The sequence below is a fragment of the Latilactobacillus sakei subsp. sakei DSM 20017 = JCM 1157 genome, assembly GCF_002370355.1.
In the GTDB taxonomy this organism is placed as follows: domain Bacteria; phylum Bacillota; class Bacilli; order Lactobacillales; family Lactobacillaceae; genus Latilactobacillus; species Latilactobacillus sakei.
Genome location: NZ_AP017929.1, coordinates 268,500 through 289,995, shown reverse-complemented (window position 1 = coordinate 289,995; position 21,496 = coordinate 268,500). Strand labels below are relative to the sequence as shown.

The 21,496-nt window shown below is 38.3% G+C and carries 20 protein-coding genes; all 20 read left to right on the top strand.

Features of this window, described 5'->3' with window-relative positions; genetic code table 11:
- The first annotated feature begins 26 nt into the window (after positions 1-26).
- Complete coding sequence (locus tag LEUCM_RS01465; RefSeq protein WP_025016094.1) at positions 27-1,091, top strand: WxLIP family cell surface protein; 1,065 nt, start codon at positions 27-29, stop codon at positions 1,089-1,091.
- 18 nt (positions 1,092-1,109) lie between these two features.
- Entirely contained in the window at positions 1,110-2,552 is a 1,443-nt protein-coding gene (locus tag LEUCM_RS01460) for a helix-turn-helix domain-containing protein (RefSeq protein ID WP_025016093.1), read from the top strand.
- Entirely contained in the window at positions 2,543-2,929 is a 387-nt protein-coding gene (locus LEUCM_RS01455) for a hypothetical protein (protein ID WP_016264511.1), read from the top strand. Before LEUCM_RS01460 ends, LEUCM_RS01455 begins: the two co-directional genes overlap by 10 nt.
- A gap of 482 nt (positions 2,930-3,411) precedes the next feature.
- Complete coding sequence (locus tag LEUCM_RS01450; RefSeq protein ID WP_025016092.1) at positions 3,412-3,801, top strand: hypothetical protein; 390 nt, start codon at positions 3,412-3,414, stop codon at positions 3,799-3,801.
- Positions 3,798-5,765 (top strand): WxL domain-containing protein, encoded by a 1,968-nt coding sequence (locus LEUCM_RS01445; protein ID WP_025016091.1) that lies wholly within the window; start codon positions 3,798-3,800, stop codon positions 5,763-5,765. The genes LEUCM_RS01450 and LEUCM_RS01445 overlap by 4 nt, the downstream gene beginning before the upstream one ends.
- Before the next feature lie 71 nt (positions 5,766-5,836).
- Positions 5,837-6,241 carry a MarR family transcriptional regulator gene (locus LEUCM_RS01440; RefSeq protein WP_016264514.1) on the top strand — a complete coding sequence of 135 codons (405 nt, stop codon included), beginning with the start codon at positions 5,837-5,839 and terminating at the stop codon, positions 6,239-6,241.
- A 131-nt stretch (positions 6,242-6,372) separates the two neighbouring features.
- Positions 6,373-8,040 (top strand): FAD-dependent oxidoreductase, encoded by a 1,668-nt coding sequence (locus tag LEUCM_RS01435; RefSeq protein ID WP_025016090.1) that lies wholly within the window; start codon positions 6,373-6,375, stop codon positions 8,038-8,040.
- A gap of 217 nt (positions 8,041-8,257) precedes the next feature.
- Complete coding sequence (locus LEUCM_RS01430; protein WP_025016089.1) at positions 8,258-9,337, top strand: DUF4352 domain-containing protein; 1,080 nt, start codon at positions 8,258-8,260, stop codon at positions 9,335-9,337.
- Entirely contained in the window at positions 9,330-10,241 is a 912-nt protein-coding gene (locus LEUCM_RS01425) for a hypothetical protein (protein ID WP_025016088.1), read from the top strand. The genes LEUCM_RS01430 and LEUCM_RS01425 overlap by 8 nt, the downstream gene beginning before the upstream one ends.
- Positions 10,242-10,259: 18 nt before the next feature.
- Positions 10,260-10,415 carry a hypothetical protein gene (locus LEUCM_RS09810; protein ID WP_016264518.1) on the top strand — a complete coding sequence of 52 codons (156 nt, stop codon included), beginning with the start codon at positions 10,260-10,262 and terminating at the stop codon, positions 10,413-10,415.
- A 1,012-nt stretch (positions 10,416-11,427) separates the two neighbouring features.
- On the top strand, positions 11,428-14,526 hold the full coding sequence (locus LEUCM_RS01420; RefSeq protein WP_025016087.1) for a WxL domain-containing protein: 3,099 nt from the start codon (positions 11,428-11,430) through the stop codon (positions 14,524-14,526).
- Between the two features lie 38 nt (positions 14,527-14,564).
- Positions 14,565-15,587: a WxLIP family cell surface protein gene (locus tag LEUCM_RS01415; RefSeq protein ID WP_133285964.1), complete on the top strand. Its 1,023-nt coding sequence runs from the start codon at positions 14,565-14,567 to the stop codon at positions 15,585-15,587.
- A gap of 1 nt (position 15,588) precedes the next feature.
- Positions 15,589-16,638 (top strand): WxL protein host-binding domain-containing protein, encoded by a 1,050-nt coding sequence (locus tag LEUCM_RS01410; RefSeq protein WP_025016085.1) that lies wholly within the window; start codon positions 15,589-15,591, stop codon positions 16,636-16,638.
- Positions 16,635-16,808 (top strand): hypothetical protein, encoded by a 174-nt coding sequence (locus tag LEUCM_RS01405; RefSeq protein WP_154255236.1) that lies wholly within the window; start codon positions 16,635-16,637, stop codon positions 16,806-16,808. The genes LEUCM_RS01410 and LEUCM_RS01405 overlap by 4 nt, the downstream gene beginning before the upstream one ends.
- 219 nt (positions 16,809-17,027) lie before the next feature.
- A complete protein-coding gene (locus LEUCM_RS01400) occupies positions 17,028-18,026 on the top strand; it encodes a WxL domain-containing protein (RefSeq protein ID WP_025016084.1) in 999 nt (332 codons plus the stop codon).
- A gap of 91 nt (positions 18,027-18,117) precedes the next feature.
- Entirely contained in the window at positions 18,118-18,504 is a 387-nt protein-coding gene (locus LEUCM_RS01395) for a transcriptional regulator, SarA/Rot family (RefSeq protein WP_025016083.1), read from the top strand.
- A gap of 133 nt (positions 18,505-18,637) precedes the next feature.
- Complete coding sequence (locus LEUCM_RS01390; RefSeq protein ID WP_011373927.1) at positions 18,638-19,294, top strand: ArsR/SmtB family transcription factor; 657 nt, start codon at positions 18,638-18,640, stop codon at positions 19,292-19,294.
- Between the two features lie 87 nt (positions 19,295-19,381).
- Positions 19,382-19,699: a thioredoxin gene (gene trxA / locus LEUCM_RS01385; RefSeq protein WP_011373928.1), complete on the top strand. Its 318-nt coding sequence runs from the start codon at positions 19,382-19,384 to the stop codon at positions 19,697-19,699.
- Positions 19,700-20,004: 305 nt separating this feature from the next.
- A complete protein-coding gene (locus LEUCM_RS01380) occupies positions 20,005-20,562 on the top strand; it encodes an XRE family transcriptional regulator (protein ID WP_011373929.1) in 558 nt (185 codons plus the stop codon).
- 106 nt (positions 20,563-20,668) lie between these two features.
- Positions 20,669-21,484 carry a CynX/NimT family MFS transporter gene (locus LEUCM_RS01375; RefSeq protein ID WP_197703331.1) on the top strand — a complete coding sequence of 272 codons (816 nt, stop codon included), beginning with the start codon at positions 20,669-20,671 and terminating at the stop codon, positions 21,482-21,484.
- The last annotated feature ends 12 nt before the right edge of the window (positions 21,485-21,496 follow it).

Genomic DNA, 21,496 nt, shown 5'->3' with positions numbered 1-21,496 from the left:
TGGAAAAAAGGCAAGGGGATTAGAATATGAAACGCAAATATCGTTTAATGATCTGGGGACTCGTTTTATTCATGAGCGTGTTCGTTAATGTTAAAGTAGCCGACGCCGCTAATAACGCCGGCTTTGAAGTGATTCCGGTCGCCTCTAAACAACAGTTAAATCAAAAAGTAACCTATTTTGATTTAAAACTAGCGCCAAACCAAGCCACAACGGTGACGGTGAATGTTAAGAGTACGAGTCAAACACCCATCACTGTTGAAACCTCAGTGGCCAAAGCAACTACGAATACCAACGGGGTTGTTGAATATAAGGCTTTTAAACAAAATAAAAGTTGGGGACTACCTGCTAATATTGAAAAAGTAGTCACGACTGATCAAAATAAAATACAATTACAGCCGGGCGAAGTGAAACCCGTGGCTTATCAAATTAAGATGCCCAAAGCGGCGTTTGATGGCGAACTCGTGGGTGGGTTGAATTTTGTTAAAAAGGTGACCGATGACAAAGTAAAAACTAACAGTAGTATGGGTGTTAAGAACCAATACGCCTATACAATCGCAATGGTCTTACATGGGCAACAAGAATTAACAAAAAATAAAATGAGTCTGGGTAAGATAACGACGCGCCAAATTAATAATCGCAACGTCATCAGTATCCCGTTGAATAACCAAACTGCCGCCTTTTTAAATAAGGTGACAACGAAGGTCACAATTAAAAAGCAAGGGCAAGCCAAAGCAGTTTATACACAAAAAACATCTGACGGTCAGATGGCACCTAATTCAGTTTACGAGTTGCCGGTTAGGATTGGTGAAACGGCCTTTAGACCAGGTCGGTATACGGCACAGGTCGTAGTAACGTCTAAACAACAACACTGGCAATTTACCAAAGACTTTACGATTACTAAAAAACAAGCACGGCACTATAACCAAAAAGCGGTGATTAAAGAAGACGATTCATGGTTAGGTCTAAGTCTAATCATTACCGGCATTGTATTGTTATTAATCTTAATCATTGTGATTTATTGGCGGAAACAACGTCGAATCAAGTTATTAGAAAGTGAATTAGCAGCCAGTAAACGAGACAGCAATCAATAGAGTGGAGCGAACGCGTTAATGGAATACTTATTGGAAGCAGAAGATTACCAGAGCCTTCTTTTATTTGCTTATATCGAATCTTCACCGACGAATGCTGTTTCGGTTAAAATGATCGAAGATAAGTTTGATTTAACTTATTTTAAGGTTAATCGTTTAATGGGAGATTTAATTCAAGATTTAGAAAAATTAGATTTGGATCAGTATTTTTATATTGAAAAAGAAAATGGTGAATACCACTATCGAAAAAACGGCTTAGATTCAATCAAACGCTTGCTGTGGGTTTATTGTCGACGCTCGCTGAGTTTTAGTCTGATTGATTTCATGCTCAAACACCCTGGGGCAACAATTGAAGAGTTTTCGGATGAAGCCTACATTAGTTTGACGAAAGCTTATAAGGTTCGTAAATCTGTTCGGACCTTCTTGAAGGAATACCAAATTAAAGGGTTCGATACTAAAAATGTGCATGATGAATTCCGATTACGGTTAGTCTTAACGCAACTTTATTACCATGCGTTTAAAGATTATGAATTACCGTTTGAACAGGTTAAAATTCAACGTGCAGATTATCTGGTTGAGCTTATTGGAAAACAAGGTATTATTGCGACTATGACGGATGCTAAGCGGGTCTTTTTAACCTTTTATTGTTTGATTGCTAGTACACGCATACAGCAAGGGTTTGAATTTAATGTTGAACCAGCATGGCAAGCAAAACTTGGCGAATATCAGTCGCAAATAGAACAAGTACAAGCACAATGGCCTAAAGGCATGTTGCCAATTAAGTCGGACGAGATTGCCTATTTATGTCAGCTATTAAATATTTTGGGCTGGGAAAAAGCACCTCATCAAAATGTTGATTTATTGCCAGCTGATTTTAAAAAGCGGGTCTTGGCGATTTTGCAGTCATCGTTTAGAAAACATCAAGAACCGGTGCAATTAAATCTAACAGATAGTCCAATTCTTGGAAAATTATGGAAACTTTGTCAACGTTATTACTACGATGATAATATCGTCTTAGATGGTTTTTTCAGTACTAACTTGAGCGTCTTTGAAGAAAACTATTACGAGTTGTATCAAGGTTGTCTAAGGTTTATTGATACGTTGGAAGAAGAACAGTTATTGAAGAAAGTGAAAAACCATAAGACCTTTATCATGGAGCTTGTCATGATTGCGTTGAACAATTTGGATTTTAAAGCACTTGTCCCAAGTATTACGGTAACCGTTAACTTTTCACTAGGAATGTCGTATAATCGGTTCATTGAATCTAATTTACGGGCATTGCCATTTAATAATATTCAGATTAATAATCAATATTCAGAAGAAACGGATATTTATTTATCGGATGTTTTGAGTCGACATGTCCAATCCGACTACATTATTTGGAATAGTCCGCCAAATGCAATTGATTGGGAAGTATTCGGTAATTTAGTGGCACGGATTAAGGAGGCTAAACGATGCGATTAAACTCATTATTGTGGGTGACCCCAATGGTTTTTTCAGCAGTCGCTTTTTTTAATCAGGTTGATACACAAGCCAGTCCTAATGCCGGGATGATGGTTGAAGTTGCGGCAGATAGTCAAGGCTCAGATGGTGATAAGGATAGTGTGAGTGTCGGCTTTTATCGAAAAAAGCCCAAAAAGGATCAGCACTACTCGCTTTTGAATACACCGGTCGATTATGCGCCAACGAGACAGCAATTGAAGCATCTGCCAGTCTATTTTCCACCAGTTGACGTTGAGAATTATTATTTAGGGCAACTTTATCGGAACATTTCCGGGACGTTAATTTTTGGTGGGCGTGTCCCATCACGGACATTATTAAAACGACCATTAAGTGAATAATCGTGTTAAGAAAAAGCTAGTCCATATCGGGCTAGCTTTTTTTGATGTCAAGTTAAGCGGTTTTAATCCGCATGATAATCAATGACCTTAATAAATTTAGAAAAGATTTTTTAAATATTTATGCATATTTTATGTAAGGTGTTTTTGTCACAAATTACGCGTATTTAACAAACATCCATTATGTAATCTTTATTTTTGATAGCTGTTAGTAACGCTAATAGGTAAAAAAATTAATCATAACAGGTCAAATCGGTATGGATTTAAAACGGTTTGTGAGACTAAAAACTAACTAGTTACCCTGGACAAGTAGCGTATCAAATAACCACATAAAAACCTTGATATAATAATGTTTTCATAACTTTTTCAACTTGCGTTACACGATATATTATTATAAACTTTGTTCGTATTAACAGTTGTCAATTTAAATGCACACTAACGAAATTAATTAAAACTGATGATATATTTTGGAGGAGGAATGAAGTTTGCGTAAAAACTTAACGGCGTTGATAGTCGGATGTATGACATTAATCGGTTTTGTTTATTTTCAGGTGAATATGAGTCAAGCCGCCAAAGACATTCAAAAAAGTGAGACGCAAATGTCTTCGAATAAGCAGTCGGCTAGTCAACAGTCTTCAAAAAAGGAGAGCGTGATCCAAAAGAAACAACCTTTGGAACCAATTCAACCATTGAGAACAATCGCGATTGATGACGGTATTCATAATTGGCAAGAGGTTTCGCAAGCAACAATTGAATCGATTCCAGTAGGTGATAAACAGACGCTAAACTATACGTTTGGTAATGATGATGGCACGCTAGAGGAACAAAAAAGTGCTGACAGTTCAACCTTGACTAAGGGATGCCGCCTAAGATGAATATCTTTTTAGTGGATAATGGCCGTAAAATACCGTTTTCTTATTTTCCGGCCCGTGGCTTAACCAGTTCGTATGATTATGCATTAACCAAGGAAAAGGATCAAACCGGTCAATCGATTGGTGATACGTCGATTAGTAGACATTTTAATTCGTTTAAGGTATACCGTGGAACGGATTCAAAAGGACAAGCAGTATTGAAGGCTGAAGGACAAGTGCAGTATCTGATAGATACCTATCAAGTTGAATTAGTCCTACGACCATCGCTGAAGAAGCCAGTCATTCAACAAGAGTTGTATATTGCCAATGATAGTTATCTTTTACCAAGAGAGGCAGGCATCTTTTTTGCAAAAGATACTGCTTTAAATGGTAACGATGGCGCCCCAGTTTACGCCCAGGCAGATAATGCGGGATTATCTATTGCAAATGATGGGTATAAACTCTTCATGAATATGAATACGGCAGATGGGCCACTTCATTATATGGCAACCGATTTTTCTAAAAGTGGATTGGCATATGATTCTTCAAACTATGATTATCGACATTATCGACCAGCTACTTTTAGTGGTGTGGGGCTTGAGGCGGATAATCTTGCTGAAGGTGGCACCGATCAGATTGCTGGTGCTGAGGACGCCACCAAGATTTTGATTCATAAAAAGCAAGTGGCATTAGACAAGCAAGTCCGCAATGAAACGATGGGTGAAAAAGACTATCAAACAACAACGACGGTTCATCCAGATGACACGATAGATTATCGCATCCGTTTTTCAGCAGATGATAAGATGACTGACAAAATATCGACAACTGAGTTACAAGATACGTTACCTAAAGGTTTAACGCTGGTCCCTGATTCTATTTTGATTAAATACAGTGACGGAACGAGTGAAAAGGCGAGTGACTTAAAGGCTGTTAAACTCCATGCGTTAACTGCGGGACAGCATGCTGATATTGAATATCAGGTGAAAGTCGCCCATGATCAGATACCAGATATCGATTTAAAAAATACAGTCACTTCCAAAACGGCAATTGCTGATAGTACAACGGTTTTAAGAGGCGCAACTGATGCGACCGTTAAATCAGCTAAACCGGCTAAGGGGCAAATTACTTTCCATTATATTGATTGGGCAACAGGTAGTCCGATTGGCGCTAAAGCGGTGACGGTCAAAGGATTAATTGGTAAGCCAGTTTCTGAAGCGACACTCGCTGATGTCAGTGGGCATCAAGATCCTAACCAAATTCGACCAGCAAATATTTCAAGCTATGTCCCAGTCGACTATACGGACCAAGCGGATTTGAGCACGGCTAAGTTCTACCGGATTAAGGATGTTGATCCGCTAATTACTGCCACGCCGCAAGATTATACGTTCCGTTATGAACGTTCTCGCCTAGCGATGACGGTACCGGCTGACATGAACTTTAACCCCACTTCTGATACGCAAGCGGAACGGACGTATTATCTACCAGGACAACGTGAAGGTGATAAGAAGGTGCCGTATGGGGTTGAAGTTTCCGATTATTGGGGTATTAACGACTGGCAATTAGGTGTCTCTCAGACAACGCAATTTACCGGCCAATATACAGACCATTATCAAAAGACGCGGGATGTTCAACTAGATAATGCGCAGCTTCAATTTAATAATGCTAATTTCAAGCTCGTTCAAACTGATGGCAATAATAGTCAGCAAAATAACGATCAGATTGAAAGTATCGCGGCGTTCAGTTTGATCCCAGGTGATAAGCCCAAAACGTTAGTGACCTACCACAAACGTGGGCAGTATCGACATCAACAAACTGATAATAAGGGGAACCTAACCTATGATTTACCAGGTTATTCGATCTATCAGTACCGCTTTGGCGATCCCCAAACGGCCGATTATAGCATCGGTCTTCACGTCCCACAAACAACCAAACGGTATCAAACGCATTATCAAACAACCCTAAAATGGCATTTAACGGTTGCGCCATAATGTGATTAGACATTGCATTTTATGCAGTGTCGATACATAGATTTTTAGAAAGAGAATAGAGGAAAGTTAAATTGAAAAATAAAAAGCAACAGGTATTAGCATTAAGCCAATGGTATTTTGAAACGAGTGTTATTTCGAAGCAATTAAATAGTTTGTGTCGGACGCGCTGTATGACGTTTGAGCAGTTCTTATTTTTAGAACAACTTGTGCAATATGGGACGCAATCACCTAGCGAATTGGCGGTTAAGTTTAATACATCGGGTCCTATTGTGACTCGAAAGCTCAATACGTTAAAGGATAAAGGTTTGATTAAAAAGACTCGTGGGACACGATTAGATCAGCGAGTAGTTAGTATCTCAATGACAGAACAAGGAAAAGTACTCTACGACCAATTATCTGCAGAATTAGCAAGTTGGTACCAACAACAACAGGCCACAGAAACTGCGACTTTTAAACGTTTCTTTCTAGTTGGCTAAATTAGAATTAATCAAAAGGGTGACAACAAAAGTGATTTTGTTGTCACCCTTTTTTGCTAGGTGGCGTGCCGCTTTTATAATCGGTTATTTTTTGTTATATTGAGGTTAATAAGCGAAAGTAGGTGACTGTGATGAGAATCGTCGTAATTGGTTCAGTAGCAGCAGGGACGAGTGTTGCTGCTAAGGCCCGGCGGAACAATGAGGATCACGAAATTGTGGTCTACGAAAAAGGAACCGATATCTCGTATTCAGTTTGTGGCATGCCATTTTATCTCGGGGGTGAAGTTGAAGCGCTCGATGACTTAATTCCGCGGGACGCATCTTGGTTTAAAACCCGTTTTAACGTTGATATTATAACGGCCACAGAAGTCGTTTCAATTGATGAGGTCCACCAAACGCTACTGGTCAAGCATTTACCGACTAATGAAATTGTTGAAGATCACTATGACAAGCTGGTTTTAGCAACCGGTGCAGCACCACGCGTGATCGCACCATTTGATCAAGGTTATGACAATGTTTTTACACTGCATCATATGAACGATACCCGTGCAATTGATGACTATCTCAAAACGAAATCTATTTCCAATGTGCTTATTTTTGGAACGGGGTATGTTGGTCTTGAAATGGCGGAACAATTCCATCGACGGGGATTATCAGTGACCCTTGTGCAACGCAGTCGGCAAATCATGACCAATTATGATGGCGAAATCGCGTATCGCGCCGAACAAGTGATCCTTGAAAATGGCGTGAATGTCATTAAAGGCGTGACGACTGAGTCACTGGAAGTCGAAGAACAACGAATTACCGCCGTGAAGTTGAGTGATGGCACCCAATTACCAGCCGATTTAGTACTATTGGCAACGGGGGTTATCCCACAAACGCAATTAGTCCATCATATGGGAATTGCCAAGGGGACCTCTGGCGCAATACAAGTGACCGATAGAATGCTAACCTCGGTCCCAAACATCTATGCGGTGGGGGACGTTGCCGAAAGCTTTTCCTTAATTGACGGGTCACCACTTTACCGACCAATGGGCTCAACTGCCAATAAGATGGGACGGATTGCAGGGGATGCAATGACTGGTGGTGCATTAGCACATCGCGGTATTTTAGGCACTGGTATTGTCCGGTTATTTGATACGACAGTTGCCCAGACTGGTTTTACGGAAAAGGTCGCACGGGCAAAAGGTTATGAAATCGATGTGTTATACAATATCAAACCGGGACATGCTGATTACCTAAACGGCACGGAAAATGTCATCAAAGCAATCACCGATCATCAAACAGGACGTTTACTTGGCGCACAAATTATCGGGCAAGATGGTGTTGATAAGCGAATCGATGTCTTTGTGACGGCCATTTCGTTTGGCGCCAAAGTGGCTGATTTGTTCCACCTCGACTTAGCCTATCAACCGCTCTACGCAACAACTAAGGATCCAGTGTTGTATACGGGGATGGCGTTGGAAAATGCGCGCAACGGCAGACCGTTATTATCGCCAATCGAACTCTATCAACAACTAACCATGGGGGATAGTCTGCAGGTGATTGATGTCCGTTCGCAAAAACAATATGAACAACAACATATCGAAACAGCGATCAGTATGCCCTTAGGTGAAATCAGAAAACGAATTGCTGAATTAGATCCTACGATGCCGACAGTTGTTTATTGCAACAAGGGTGTTACGGGGAATGCTGCGCAAAACTTACTATTAAATATGGGCTTTGAGACCGTTTATAATCTGAGTGGCGGTCATAAGAATTACCAGTTGGTTAAAACCTACTTACAACAAAACGGATAATATCAAAGGAACCTGTCGGATTAAGACACGGTTCTTTTTTTATCGGTATAGTTCGAAATGATTAACTAATGTGATAATCATTGTTGCCAACCGCGCTATTATACAAGCGTAATCGTTAATTATGCTATTTAAGATATACATAAAATATACACCTTTGGTATATAGCTGTAATTTAGGTTTGATAGAATCGAAGCTAAGACAGATATAGGAGGCAGTAATGGTGAAAATGAAACGCGTATGGCAATTTGGGGCAGTGAGCTTAGCTAGCATGGTGTTGTTAGCAGGCTGTTCATCGAAATCAAACAAGGAAGGTCAAGCAACGGCGAGCACAGGGGCAGTTGGTCTTTCCGTGAAGAGTGGGGTCTATGTGGTGCCCGACGGTAAAAAGGCGAGTGACAGTAAGAAATATTTGGCTTTAAACATCAAAATTGATAATAAAACCAAAAAGGCCCTATCAGTATCATCATATGACATGAGCTTATATGATAAAGACGGTAATAAAATGGCCGATACCAGTGTCTACGATGATGATAATGGGTTCCAAGAATTAGAAAGTGGTAATATTTCTGGTGGTAAGAGTACAACCGGCTATGTTGTTTTTAACGTTCAAAAAGGCCAAGAATATGAATTGCATTATAAGGGTAACGATGGCGAAGAAAAGCAAAAAGATGTGAAGGTCAAGATTGATGCCGACAAGTATCCAGATCATACCAAACAAATGACGAAACTCGCTAAGGAATATGTCGACCAAGTTTTCTTAGGCACTAAGGCTGACGATAAAGCGGCCTTAACGAATGATTTACAAAAGGAGCATGACGATTTTAAAACGGCTTTTGCAGAAAGACTAGGTAAACAGTTTGATAATTACAAACCATCAACTGCAGAATTACAAAAAGTGGTCACTAGTTTCAACCAAATCAATGCCAAAAAAGCAACTGTTGAATATTCGGTCGCTGAGATGCTTCCTAAGGCAGCAATCATTTACGTTAAATCGGAAGTGATTAACTTCGATGATGTTGATTTCGAAGCAATTATTGATGATTTTACGGATAAACATGAAGATAAGTATGATGATTATGAAAAAGCGACACAAGATGCCGAAAAATATCTCTTGCAACAATTACCAACCAAATTCGAAAGTGCCAAAGTCAGCACACCAGAATATATGGATGGTGAGGGGTATAAAGTTAAGTTAGTCAAAGAAAAAGGAAAATGGACTATTGATAGCGAAGACAGCTCAGACAACTATGATTTTGGTGAATTGCAAACAGCCTTTATGGGTGGCTTAGATGACTAAAATGAAAGCCGGCTGGAAAAAGATTCTTTTTCTGGGCGGCTTTTTGCTAACGATTGTTTTAGCGTCGGGTTGCTATTGGCGTTATCAATCACTACCGGCGCAGATGGCACGTCTAGAAACGGCAGTCAATAAGCACCAATGGACGGTTGTTGAAAAAATGATACCGCGGTTTGCAAATGGTCGTAAAATTTCTAAAGAAAGTTATCAATTATTTGAAGTACAACTAACAACCAAAAAAGCAAAACAGGTTTTTATGCAACAACTGACAAAACCGACGGCTTATCAGATAGAAAATAAGACGAGCTGGTTCAAACCAAAGAAGTTTTTACCACAAGCGCGCTATCTAAGTTGGTCGGCAAGCGATGTGCCCAGTAAAACGACCACCTATATTAGTGGGCAAAATCAGTTGTGGCAATTATCTAACCAAAGCCATCAGACGCAGCAGGCTTATTTCCCAGGACAATATCAATTGGATTTGACAATCAATAATCAATGTTATGGGAAAGTCACGCAACACCGCCAAGTTAACCTGAATCAGCACAACTATCAACTGAAATTAACGCCCGATTATTTTATAAACCAACCTGATTTTCAAAATCACCGATTAGCTGACGTATTGACCTATTATCAATCGTTAAATCAAAGCATCAATCAGCAATTAGATTTCAGTCACTTGGAGGGTGTAACCGCCAAGGATCGTGCGGAGGTTGCACAGGTATTTGCTATGTTAAAACCAAATCTAAAGGCCTATCAGCAACAATTTCAAGAACTAGCGATGAACGTGGATTCGTTAAAGATAGATGGTGGACAAGAACCTCAAGTTACCTTTGATTTATATATTGATTTAAAACAAGCCGTTCAAGTGATAGCAAAAACGACTCTTGAATTAACCAATGATGATTGACAAAATGCAACGGTCACGATGCAATACAGTACGGATGAAAAGCAGTGGTTGATACAAACGCTCGATTTTGAAACCTACGAGCAAGCACCAAGCGAGTGGGTGCATAAACGACAAGTTCGGTTGAAGCAACCTAATCAGGCTAATTGGCAGGCAAATCAACAACAGGAAACCTAACGTTGGTATTTATATAGGAAGAAAAGTAGTCGTGTAGACAAAGTATGCCTTGTTAACGCGGCTTTTTTTAATGGGGAAAAGTCATGAACAAGTTATCCACCGACTAAGAGGCGGTTGTGGGTAATCAGTGCATAAATACATGTAGAGTAACCAATAATATGCAATTATTTGACCAAAAATGGTCTGAAAGATAATAAATAATAGTTAAAAAATGATGATGAAATTAATGACGACTTATTTAGCGACATAAGTTAACACGGTTGAATAGTATTGATGAATTACTTTAATGACTAGACAATCTTATGAGAGCGGGATTTGTAGCGGTTAACATTTTTGGGAAATGGATGAAATCATTTAATTCGTTAATGATTATGTTTGCTAAAAATGTATTTTTTACTCAAAAAGAATATTTATGCAAAAAAAGGTTTGGAAATGTATATTAAGGCAAAAATCAGAACTAGAAACCGACTGTAGATTAGAATTAGATAATAAAAAGGGGAATTTTGAATAAGAAATTCAATTAAAGACAATTATTTTAAAAAAAATGAACTTTAAGACGGAATGAATATAATTCACAAAAGAGTTTATCAGCAACAAATATAAAGTGCATGAACTAAAAATTGGTTCGCTTAACATTGTATATATAGTTACTGTTTAGCTGTGTTAACTGTATTGGGATAGTATATCGTTTTTTTAATTAACCGTATTCATTGCTGATTTAATAAGTTATTTCAGAGGTGGTAAACTGCATAAATACTTATTGGTGGGTAATAACTTGCATAAAACCCACTTGCAATCAATTAAAATATATTATAGAATTCATTTGTAGTTACATAGTTTATATTTTATGTTAGAAACCATGAATAGTATTAATGATAATCTTAATGATAGTCATATAGTGGTTTTATTTATACATAATTCTTAATTGGATGATATCTAATGAATATGAGTGCTATAGGGATAGAAAATTTTAAATATTCTCGATAGTCAATGAACGAGAGGAGATTTTTTTATGAAGAAGTTAACGACGTGTATAATGTTAGGCGTTATGTTAGTGTGCTTGTTTATTATTCAGAGCAGTAATGTAATCGCAGCGCAACAAGATGTTCCTAAGGCAAGTACAAGTCTAAAGTCAGAATCAAAATTAAAATCTAACTCAAGTTCAACAAAAGACACTAGTGAAATTGTTAGCTCTAAATCAGTATCGAATTCAACTTCGAGTTCAACTTCGAGTTCGAGTGATGAGGCGGAGTCGAGTACAAGTTCGAAATCCAGCAGTAAGTCAACCGAATCGGTTCTTGTTCAATCGAGTTCATCAGGAAAGTTACCTAGTATCGAGAGTGTTAAGGAAGCTAGTGAACAATTAGTTAACGGTAAAAGCACAAGTAAAAGTGTAGGGGTTTCACCAGATGGGTTCAATGATGGTATTACGGATTGGAAGGAAGTGCCACAAAATACCATTGAATATTTACCATTAGATGATCCAGGCGTTAAGTTGGGATATACCTTTGGGAATTCTGATGGGTCACTTAAGAGTGAATATAATTCTAATGATCCAGCGCCTACGACACGTGATTATGTGGATCCTAAGACAAACGTGTTCATATTAGCAAATGGAAAAATTATTAATGGGTTCCATAAAGGAAATCAAGGACTGACTACCTCGTATGGTTACGCTTTAACAACGGAAACAAGTAATCAAAAACAAATTTTAGCTGAGACATCTATTCCTTATTTAATGGATAAAGGTTTTAAAATTTATGACGGAACCACGAGTTATAATAAGCCAGCCTTGAAAGCTGTCGGAATCGCAACTGTAAAAGGTGTCAAACTAAAAGTGGAATTCGTCTTACGCCCATCAGAGGAACAGCCCGTCATTAAACAAGAAATGTATCTTCAAGACGTTGGTACAGGTAATGAAACCGTCAGAATTTTCTACGCAGAAGATACGGAACTTGATGATAATCAAGGACCTGATATCTATGCACAAGGTAACCGAAATGGGATGTACATGACGGAAAAAGGTTACAAATTCATTATGCAAGATAAAATAGCCGATGGACCGGATCATTATCAAGGTATCCATTACCAAACCGCGGGCGCACAGATGGATACGCAATCAAAATATGGGATGGCAGATTATACCTATTATGGATCGTCACTGGGTGGAGCGGATTTGAGTCCGTTTACGGTTGATGAAGGAAGTCTTGTTGCTGGTGCTGGTGATTCTGCGCTTGGCGCGATGTGGGAACCACAAACTTTAGATGCTACTAAGGTCTATCATTATCGTAATGATGTTGGGTTCTTTAATGAGGGTGTGGTTGTGCCGGAAGCCGTAGTGTCATACACAAATAATACGACTACTGATAAAAAGAATCATGTCTTGGATGAGATAACGTTAAATTTTGCAACTCATAATATTGGATTCAAGAGTGTGTGGGATAACATCACAATGACCGCAACGATTCCAGCAGGATTAACAGTAGATCCTAAAACTATGAAAGCTAAATTGAATGATGGTTCGGAAGTTAATGTTGATGTTAAGAGTTATAACGCCTCTACTCATAAAATAACTTATAAGTTACCTAAAGATTTAGCGGATAACGAATGGACCACAGTATCGGTTGACACGAAAATTAATAGTAAGGCCTCTAATAAGACCTTACAGCCAAGCATGGTATCTCAAGGCGGTAAAGCACTTTATAACAAGGCGTCAGCGCAGACAGATATTCCAGTAGAATTGGCACCAACTGTTATTGATAAAACGGTTCGTAATGAAAGTGAAAAAGAAACTGAATATCAGGATACAACGCAAGTTCATGCACGCGATGTTCTAGGATTTAAGCTTAAGTTCACGGTTGATGAGAAGAGTAGCACTATGAAAACAACAGCTCTACTCGATGAAATGGATAAGAAATTGGAATTGGTTAAAGAAACTGGTAAGAAGCCGATTAAAGTTGATTATTCTGATGGGACGACAGCGGAGTTTGATAGTTTAGGGAGCATGACGTTAAAACAAATGGAGCCAGGAGATTCCGCGACGATTACTTACAAAGCGAAGGTTATGGATACCGCTATTGAAGGTGATATTTTAAGCAATAAGGTAACAACGCTTAGTGAATTGCCTGATACAAGTACTACAGCAAGTGAATCTGAAGTTAGCATGGAAACGGTGAAGCCAAAAGACAGTAAAGTGCACTTCGAATATATTGACCGTGCAACTGGAAAAGCTATTAATGATCCAATCACTGTTCAGGGTAAAATTGGTGAACACGTTTCAACCGGAACAATTATTGAAGGTGATCTTAATGGAAGTAAGGATGTAAATAAGATTCGACCAGCGTATATAGAAGGTTATACACCTGTCGAATATACAATTGATGCCAATACAGCGCCTGAAAAATTACTTCAGGATATTGACCCCGCGATTGCAATGGATGAGGTAACCTACAAAATTTACTACGAAAAGGCGCGTTTAGGATTCACAGCGTTACCTAAGAAAATGTATTTTGGTAAGTTCTACGATACTAAGATTGACCGTACTTTCTATATGCCAGCACCTAAAGATCCTGCACCAAAATCAATGAAATATCAGAAAACACCATATAGTGTTGAAATCTCTGATTATTGGGGAATTGATAGTTGGGCGCTAGATGTTAAACAGGTTGGTCAGTTCCAAAGCGATTACAAGGGTGATTCTAATACACCAAGTAAACACGTTGAATTAGAAGGTGCTCGACTTCAATTTAGTAATGCGAAATTTTTGATGACGCATTCTGAAGGGAAATCGACGGAAGGTTCAGGTAAAGGTGATAAGACTGAATCCCTAGATCATTTCAATCTAGTTCCTAATGGCACACCAAGACGCCTTGTAACACATAAAAAAGAGGGCCAATTCTTGCACAAGGATAACACTAATGGCTCTGTTGCAGATGACGGTACTGATAATAGAGTAACGTATGATCGCCCTGGATATGCAGTTTATAAGTATCAATTTGGTGATGAAAAAACAGCGGATTACAGTATTGGATTGTTTGTACCAGGAGCAACGAAGCGATATAACACGACTTATTCGACAACCTTATTATGGAATCTAACGGTTGCCCCATAAAGCACATTTTATAAAGAAGAGGATGTTGAACTGTGAAAATGAAAAGCATAGCATTTGGCCTTTTAGCCGGTTTAGTCGGCTTAGGCTTACAAATGCATTCTGTATCAGCGGCGACTGATGAACAATCTGATTTTGAAATCCAAAGAATTCCGGTCGAAACGCAAGTTAATAATGACGTTAATTACTTCGATATGCAGATCCAACCGGGTAAGAAACAAGTCATTATGATGAAGGTTAAGAATTATACGGATCATAAAGTGAAGGTTAAATCAGAACTCAGAAATAGTATGACGCAAGTCGGTGGGGGCGTTAACTTCGTTTCTACAGCTAAGGGTTTGGATGAAAGCTTGAAATATCCACTAACAAGTATTGGGCATGTTGATAAGAAGGATCGTGTCATCACCCTTAACCCATTAGAAACAAGAACAGTTTCGGCAACGATTAAGATGCCAAGTGATGGTTTCCGCGGGTTAGTCTATGGGGACTGGCATTTCCTTGAAGAAACGACAAGTAAGAGTAAAGATTCTCATGTTTCTAGTAATTACGCCTACTCAATGGGGATTGCCCTACGTGGCGCTCACTACAAGGTTTATCCAGAGTTGAAGTACGACAGCGTTAAACCAATGCTTTTCCAAAAACATGCGGCAATGTCAATTAATCTTCGGAACACGCAACCAATGATGCTCCAAAATGTGCAAATGAAGGCCGTTATCACCAAACAAGGTGTCTTTTCACAAAAACGGATTTTTAGCGTTAATAATAGTAAAATCGCACCAAACTCAATTGTGACATTACCGGTTCAATGGCAATTTGATGAATTGAAACCAGGTAAATATAAGGTTCAAGTTCAGGTCAAAGGTGAAAATGACTGGAACAAGTTACCAATGACTTGGAAATTCATTAAGAATATCAAAGTGGATAAGAAAGCCGCTGATAATATCAATGATAAGATTATGCGCAAACCAATCAATAAGTGGTTCTACATTAGTATGGCAACTGGTGGGTTGATGCTGATTTCACTTGTTGAGTTACTGAAATTACTATTAACGGGAAGTAAATAATATGTCATGGCTTAACGGACGGAAGAATAGTTGGCTAATCATTGCTATTTGTTTCATAACGGCCGGTTTATTGTTACAACCGATGAGTGTCGAAGGGAAAAAGGCCAAGTATAAGTCGCCAGATGAAGATCCGGTAACTATTACGATTTTACCTAAATTACCGAATGATAATATTGGGGGGAAATATCTCGGTTACTTCAATTTGCCTCAGCAAAAGAAGCAACAACGTGTGGAAAAGATTAATGTTTTTAATCCAACCAACCAGACAATTAGACTCAAAATTAAGGTCGTAGATGCCGCAACCAATAATAATGGATCAATCGACTATACAAAGGCGCGTCAACCTGAAAAGGGCTTGTTGAAACAAGCTGGGAGTCAAGTAATTGAGGTCCCTAAGAGTCTGATGATTAAACCACAAGAAAGCATCGATATCCCGATTAAGATTGATAAACCAACTGCCTTTAGTGGGATTAAAGCATCAGCGATTCAAATCTTAGCGAGCGATGAAGAAGCTAGTCAGGCGGCTGTTCAAAACGAGTATGTTTATACAATCGGAGTGCTGCTTAATGGTCGTAGGTTAACGAAGAAGGATGTTCAACCGCTTAAGATAGATCAGATCGATGTTCAAAAATCTGGTGATCGAGCAACGGCAATTAAATTCCATTTTGAAAATCAGATGCCGATGTATCTCAAGCAAATGAATTTGAAGACGACGTTAGTAAATCAGAAAGTAGCCTTCTTTAAATATGAAAAGTACCAAAAGGATATGAAGATTGCGCCTAGTTCTAAATTTACCGATAACTTAGCCTTAGGGGGCAAGCGATTGGTGGATGGTTATTATCGCTTAACCGTTGAGAATCAAAACGACGAGTATCAGAAAAAACAAACGAGCTATGTGCGGATTAAGAACAATAAGATTGAATTTATCCAAAAGAACACTTACCAAAAAGAACAACAACAATTCCTACGATGGCTTGCTGCTGGGATCACCGCGCTAATCATTATCGTGATTGGTACTTGGGTGATGATTAAACGAAAGAAGGCAAAATGATGAAACGCTTATGGATAACGAGTTATGTTAATCAAACCAATTATCGCAAGGTTAAGTGGGGCATGATTGCACTCACCGTTGTGTTAGCAGCTGCATTTATCGTTAGCACGTACTTTGCAATTCGGGTTTACCAAGACTTCAATAGTTTCACAACGATTACGATGAATTAGTAATCACTATAAAGACTGATTGCGCTGGCCGAATCACTAATGGTTATCAATCATAGTGTCATTTTAAAAACGACGCCTGGCAGTAATTGGTTTGTGGGAAAATCAATTGCTGATCAGGCAAACTAACTTACTTTGTTTATAATCTTAATCGCAAGATTAAGCTATAAAAAACCGCGGTGCTTGCATCGCATCTATATAAATTCTAGGGAGGAATTTCATATGAAATTTACGAAATTAACAAGTGCTGCATTAGCCGGCGCAACAGTATTAAGCATTTTGGCTCCAGCGACAACAACATTTGCCGCAACTCATGAAGGTGGCGTCATCGATAATGGTGGGACACCATTAGCACAAACTGACAAAACAGAAGTTGGTATCTCATTCGGTGATAACATCGATAACGGGAATACTGGTTTCTTACGCCTTCAAAAAGTGCCTAAGGTTTTAGATTTTGGTAACCACGCAACTTTTGACAAAGCATTCACAACATTCACAGCCGATGGTAAAAACTACGCCAATGACAAGAATAACCAACATGCGTCATATGACAACTCAGTTGCTAGCAAGACACCACTCTTAAATGCTGGTAGTGATACAGCGCTTAACGAAGTTGCTAACAAAGCATGGGTCACAGTTGTTGATAAACAAGTGACACGTCAACATGCAGACGGCATGGATGCTGCCACAACTCAAAAAGCTGGGGATTGGGATTTAAAAGTATCAACTGCTGAACCATTGAAAACGACAAGTGGTCAAGAAATTGATGGTGCTAACCTCTTATTCAAACATACTAAATATGCATTGACATCTGGTGTTTATGAACTAACAAACTCAGATCAAGATAAGACTTTTGCGAAAGATCTTGCTGATTATAAAGCAAGTATCGCAACACCACCGGCTACTCCTAAAGCCGACGGTGATGATGGCGATGGTGATGGTGGCGATCCAGCGCCAGCACCATCAGCTGGGGATGTTGCAATCAATGAAACTGCTAAAGATGCAATCACAGATACATTCTCATTATCACTAGCAGCACCAACAAGTAAGTTGGATACTGCAGCCGGTACAGTAGGTAAAGCAGATACTGATACAGGTACAGGTGCTAACGTCTTCGCATGGGCACCAGAAGATATCCAATTAGTTATGCCAACAGATGCTGCAGTTGCAAATGCAATCTACAAGACATCATTAATATGGACATTGGAAACTGGTAAATAAGTATTTAGGTGCAACGAGCTAATATTAGCTCGTTACACATACATAGATGAATTAAATTCATCGATAGTTTAACTTGGGAGGAAGTGGCGACATGGATTATTTGAGCCAGTGGTATATTGAATACCGATCAGTGTCATCTAACTTGAATGCGATTTGCCATAAACACGATATTAGTTTAGAACAATTTTTATACTTAGAAAGACTTGTTATGGAAGGTACCCAATCACCGAGTGAGTTGGCAATGGTATTTAAAATATCGAGTCCGATTGTGACCCGTAAGTTAAATGTCTTGCAAGACAAAAAAATGATTGAAAAGCTACGTGGCGAACGCCAGGACCAACGCTTAGTCAACATTACAATTACCGATGAAGGTCGCAAGATCTACAAGAAGGTTAATCGCGATATTACCGAATGGGAAGAGCACCGTCAAAGCACGGCGGTTCCAACTTTGGGTCGTAGTTTTCTTGGACAACAATAAGAATAGACTGGAAATAGGCGACTGCGAAATAGCGGTCGCTTATTTTTTTGGACTAATCCAGTTGACCGTTACAAATGAACGTGTTAAGTTAATGCTATTCAATAAAATCATTGATTATCGGGAGGGATGGATAGTGGAAGAACAGATATTACAATATCGAGATGCCGTTTATGAGCAAGTCGTCAAGGTAGGGAAATCATTAGGGAATGTGACGCGCTTGCGGATACTAGATTTATTGGTGCAGGGTCCCAAAACGGTTGAAAATTTAGCCAATACGATTGGGTTAAGCGTTGCGACAACGTCACGCAATTTACAGATTTTGAAGAAGGCGCGCTTGGTTGAAATTGAACGACATAAAAATTTTGTAACCTACCGCTTAACGTCAGATCAGATTAAGCAGCTTATATCGTTATTAGTCACGGTCGCAGAACAGTCACAGCCTGAATTGGCAGCCATTCAGACAACGTTCAAGCAACAAACTGGTTCACCACAGGCGTTAACGATTTCGGCGTTAAAAGCGAAATTAACCGCTGAATCAACGTACTTAGTTGATCTTAGACCCAATGATGAGTATGAGACGCAACACTTGCCGGGAGCGCATAATATCCCATATGATGAGTTACCACAACATTTAGCCGAATTACCGCAAGATAAGGAAATTGTTGTCTACTGTCGCGGTCGGCTATGTGCTTATGCCAATGTCGCTAGTCAGGCGTTGCATGATGCGGGTTTCAAAGTGGCGACCTTTAATCAATCGGTGTGGGAATGGAATCAGTTGATGAGTTCCTAAAGTTGACTTACAAAAAGTAAGATGATATATTATGAGTATCAATTCAACGGAAACGTTGATTAACTTTTGAAGAGGAAGGCGATTGTGATGACAGCACAAATTTTAAATGAAGCCAATTTTAACGATGAGATTAAAGAAGGGGTCACACTAGTCGATTTTTGGGCAACGTGGTGTCCACCATGTAAGATGCAAGGACCAATTGTTGAACAGCTAGCAGATGATTATGCAGGAAAGGCTAAAATTGCCAAAGTTGATGTTGATCAAAATCAAAATTTGGCAGCGCAATTTGGCATTCAAGCCATTCCAACCTTATTAATCATGAAAGACGGTCAATTACAAGAACAACTAGTTGGGTTGCAACGTAAAGAAGCATTAGCGACAAAACTAGATGCCACATTAGCATAAATAAACATTTAAAAAGGATGACGGCGAAGGTACTTTGCTGTCATCCTTTTTTATTTAGTAGTAAGTTCTAAAATTAATTCGAGCAGAAAAAACTTAAAGCAGTCTCTTTTAATGCTAGTAGCTTTTTGGGGAAGGTATTGGATCAGCAATAATCCTACCTAATAGGACTATTGCTAACTAATTTATAAGAATATATATTTTATTATAAAAATGTCTATTATAAATATAACAGAGTATAATATATATAAACTAAGGAGCTTAGTTAAGCATTTTAGCCAAAAATTAATATAATGGGGATAATTACTATGAGTTCAAATAATAATATAGTTAATAATATCGGAGAACAAATTAAACAATTAAGGCAAAGTAAAAAAATAAGTGTAGAAAAATTATCAGAATTATCAGGACTAAGTTCACTAACTATAACAAAGATAGAGAATGGAAAATCGAATCCAACAATAAATACTTTATGGAAGTTAACAAAATGTCTAGAAGCCCCACTAATGTCTCTATTTAAAAATAGAGGAAGTAATGTCGTTTTTTCAACTGAAAATCATGGTTATTTTTTAGAAGATGAAAATCACAAGTGGGAAGTCGAACCAATTGTAGGTCAATTTGATTTCGAGGTATATAAAGTTCGGCTAAAAGCTAATAGTAAGTATTATCTAGATAGCCAGACTTCTAATACTTTAGAGGTGATAACTGTACTATCAGGGACATTAAATCTTAGAGTTGAGCATGATAGTTATATTGTTCATGAACACAATACAATTTACTTCATAAATAATAATTCGCATGAGTATATTAATGATACTAATGAAGATATTTTGATGAACATAGTTGTAAAATATGAGAACCTATAATATAATATGCAATTATATACTATAATATATAATTGCATATTTTGGAGGGTTCATATGAGAGAGAGTACAAGAGAAGAGTGTAGAGGTAACTGTATTACTTCTAGGAATTATATTTGTCGCAACAAATTTAAGAGCACCATTAACTGCAGTTGGCCCTTTAACAGGTTTAATTAAGGACAATATTGGTATTTCTGGAACTATTGCGGGATTTTTAACGACAATTCCGTTATTGGCTTTTGCTATTTTATCACCAGTGGCACCCAAAATAGCTGAAAAATTGAGTCTAGAATATACTATTGGTTATTCTACAATCGTATTAGTTATAGGGTTATTTATTAGATCAATTCCCCAAACAAGCACTTTATTATTTGGAACTATTTTAGTAGGTAGTGCAATTGCCATGTGTAACGTATTAATTCCAAGTTTAATAAAAAGAGAATTTAATCATCGCTTAGGCCTAATTACTGGTATTTATTCAATTAGTATGAATTTATGTGGGGCAATTGCATCTGGAGTTAGTTTTCCATTAGCTAATAATCTAAATCTAGGTTGGAATAATTCACTTAGGATTTGGCTTATTTTGGCTTTAATTGCTTGTATCGCATGGATTCCACAATTGAAAAGACATGATAAACCAGATAAGATAGAGGAATTACCTATAGAGAATAGTATTTGGCATTCAAAAACTGCGTGGCAAGTTACTATATTTATGGGCCTACAGTCACTAGTATTCTACGTGTTAGTCGCGTGGTTACCTGAAATGCTTATTCAAAAGGGATTCACTGCAGAACAAGCTGGTTATTTATTGTCAATGATGCAATTATTTTTATTACCATTTACATTTATAATTCCAATTATTGCTGGGAGGGTCAAAAGACAGAGTAAAATTGCCATAAACACATCAATCCTAATGTGTTTATGAATTAGTGGGCTT